Consider the following 2726-nt stretch of genomic DNA (forward strand, 5'->3'; position numbering starts at 1 on the left):
GGATCATAGAGACGGTAGGTGCTCAGGTCTTGAGAACGAAGAACCCCCGGGGCCAGTGTGAAAACAAGGATGAATATTAGTATTATTCGGGTACGCATAATTTCTTTACATTTGTGTGTCGTGAATACTGGAAAGCCAAAGTTTATAACTGTGATTGAACTGCCGACGGGTACGAGGGAACTCGACCTTACATTCTGCATTGGCAAGAATGGGATCAATGATCTTACTTACTTCGTTCAATATGGATACTAAGGAAGATACGTCAAGACTACGGGTAATACGCCCAGAACCAGAAAGATAGCCATGCAAACGCATTTCTTCCAAGGAAGGAGTACCGGAGCATAAATTACTTGCTTTATGAAGCAGGTAAATTACATATAAAGTCTTCTTGTCTAACATTGTACTCTAGTCGTTAAATGTCCATCTTATCTAAAGAGACGGACATTTCATTTTAAGAGACTAAAGGGGATTATTGTACGATATTTTTCAACAATCACGTGCCACGTACAAAAAACGGAAGATAAAAAGAACTACTGCGGAGTTAGAATAATGCGCCAAAGATTAATAAAGGTTAATTCTAACGTATCGAGACAACTGATAAAGTAAGCTATTATTGACAAAAATAACTCTATATCACCTATTATATTAGAAATTTGTTTGTTTTTTGTTCTTTAACACTTTTAGCCGATCTCGTTAAAAAAGAGGCCATATATTGCACAATAAAACCAAAAGTTATACATTTGTGCCATCAACGACGTCCGTCTCTTTAGATAAGACGGACAATTACACTACATAAAGGGAACTTCAAAACGACTCCAAATCCACTGATTTTCATTCAATAAAATCCTACATAAACAAACCAAAAATGAGTATGTATATGTAAAAAAGTGTTGTACCTTTGCAAATAAAAACACTATGAATACAATTATTATCACTTACGCAGTAAACCAGGAATTTACTCCTATCACAATAGATGGTTGGAATATTAAATATGTTATTACCGGGGTTGGTAAAGCCAAATCGGCAATGCGACTTACCGAAGCAGTAATACTTTTTAAGCCCGACTTTGTACTCAATATAGGAACAGCCGGAACACTTGCACACAATGTTGGCGATACATTTATATGCAATAAGTTTATAGACAGAGATTACCAAAGCACCCAGCTTCCGGGATTGGAGTACGAAATAGGGGAAACAGATATTAAATATAAAACCCTTACTACATGGCTGTGCGATAAACAAAACAAGGTTGGCACATGCAGTACAGGCGATACGTTTATTACCGAAGTGGCTGCATTTCACGAAGATGTTATTGATATGGAAGCCTACGCTCAGGCGTTGGTATGCAAAGAATTTAACATACCGTTTATCGCTGTTAAGTATGTAACAGACATAGTTGGGCAAAACTCAGTTAAGCATTGGGAAGATAAACTGAGTGATGCACGCAAGCACCTTACCGAATGGGTAAAGAAAAACCTGCCGGCAAGTTCAGAGCCTACTCTGCTATTTGCCTGATAACTTTACAAGGATTTCCCACAGCCAATACCCCGGCAGGGATATCCTTGGTTACAACACTTCCCGCTCCTATTACCGTATTATCGCCAATGGTTACTCCGGGTAAAATTGCCACCTGGGCACCTATCCAAACATTATTGCCTATTGTTACCGGATAGGCATACTCCAATCCTTGGTTACGTTGCTCAATATCAAATGGATGTCCGGCTGTATAGATACCTACATTGGGGGCTATAAATACATTATCGCCTATCTTTACTTTCGCTGCATCAAGAACAACTAAATTCATATTGGCAAAGAAATTCTCTCCGACTTCAATATTATATCCGTAATCGCAATGAAAGGGAGAAATAATGTTGATAACGTTTCCTGTTTTCCCAAGGAATTGTTTGATAAAAGCATCTCTTTCCTCTTTTTGGTAAGGAGGGATGTTATTGAATTCAAAACATTTGTTTTTTGCATTCGAGTATGCTTCCTGCAATTCAGGATCGCCAGCAAAATCGTATAATAATCCGGCATAAGCTTTTTCTTTCTCGGTCATAGTTTACTTGTTTTGTAATTTGTAATTCAACGAAGTTATAAAAAAGCAAATGAATAAGCAAATGAATCAGAAAACCATATCTCCTACAGAAGATTTTTGCCTAAAAAACCATCATAAGTATCATAACGCACCTATTGAACTGAATTTCAATATGATACATTATGATAGATACCCAAAAAGTAAAACATAAGTACCATTACAAGTATCATAGCCCTTCACTCAAAATCCACCGCTTGCCACTCATAACTATCTCATACACAATTTTATATATTACATTTCACTGGAGATTTCATAAATCAAACCATTAGTTATTCGGTTATTCTGTTTTTGCTTCTCTGTAGGATGCCTTTTGTTTCTCTATACAAAACCAACTGTTTCACAGTAGGAAACCAACGGTTTCACGGTAGGAAACCAACTGTTTTCTATATAGGAAACTACTTGTTTTCTATGCATGAAACTAGTTGTTTCCTATATAGAAAACGAATAGTTTCATTGGTAGAAAACAAAATGAAACTACTAGTTTTTTAAGCTCAAGTTATAATGAAACTGTTTTTGTTCTATGATACTTTGAGTGTAAGCGTCTCCGCTTTGTCGCCTATATTGTCTTTTCCTTGTTCTGTATCTTTGCATTTAATTTTTATATAATATTTTATGCAAGCCTCAGAACTAT

3 protein-coding genes are annotated in these 2726 nt (G+C 36.4%); 1 reads left to right on the top strand and 2 read right to left on the bottom strand.

Features of this window, described 5'->3' with window-relative positions; all coding sequences use genetic code 11:
- Positions 1-105: 105 nt before the first annotated feature.
- Positions 106-399: a hypothetical protein gene (locus D0T85_RS21865; protein ID WP_163215649.1), complete on the bottom strand. Its 294-nt coding sequence runs from the start codon at positions 397-399 to the stop codon at positions 106-108.
- A 516-nt stretch (positions 400-915) separates the two neighbouring features.
- Here D0T85_RS21865 and D0T85_RS21870 point away from each other — a divergent pair.
- Complete coding sequence (locus D0T85_RS21870) at positions 916-1515, top strand: 5'-methylthioadenosine/S-adenosylhomocysteine nucleosidase (RefSeq protein WP_163215650.1); 600 nt, start codon at positions 916-918, stop codon at positions 1513-1515.
- Here the strand turns inward: D0T85_RS21870 and D0T85_RS21875 are convergent.
- Positions 1496-2056, bottom strand: coding sequence for a sugar O-acetyltransferase (locus D0T85_RS21875; protein WP_163215651.1), 561 nt, complete (start codon positions 2054-2056; stop codon positions 1496-1498). The two genes, D0T85_RS21870 and D0T85_RS21875, sit on opposite strands and share 20 nt — an antisense overlap.
- Positions 2057-2726 lie beyond the last annotated feature (670 nt).

The sequence above is a fragment of the Bacteroides sp. 519 genome (genome assembly GCF_010500955.1).
GTDB lineage: Bacteria > Bacteroidota > Bacteroidia > Bacteroidales > Bacteroidaceae > Bacteroides.